Raw genomic sequence first — 338 nt, forward strand, 5'->3', positions numbered from 1 at the left:
GCATCACCATCAGACATCTCTATCAAAACGTCTCTGGCGTTATCATCCAAGGGAAGAGTTTTTTCTTCCAATGCCTCAGCACGTTTCAAAAGCATGCCCAAACTTTCATTGTCATGTGGAAGAAATGTCAAAACACGTGCACGAGAAAGAAGGGCAGCATTAAGTTCAAACGAAGGATTCTCCGTTGTTGCCCCTATAAGAATAACAGTACCATCTTCCATAACGGGAAGAAAACTATCCTGCTGTGCACGATTAAAGCGATGAATTTCGTCGACAAACAAAACTGTTTGACTTCCAGACATAAAACGCGCCTGAGCACTTTCAAAAATCTTCTTAAG

1 protein-coding gene is annotated in these 338 nt (G+C 41.7%); it reads right to left on the reverse strand.

The window, feature by feature from the left end:
- On the reverse strand, nt 1-338 hold a 338-nt coding region (locus ACFINS_RS10435; protein ID WP_375706232.1), incomplete at both ends, for an AAA family ATPase.

Origin of the sequence: Bartonella sp. AA2SXKL, from assembly GCF_042197205.1 — a bacterium.
Classification (GTDB): domain Bacteria; phylum Pseudomonadota; class Alphaproteobacteria; order Rhizobiales; family Rhizobiaceae; genus Bartonella.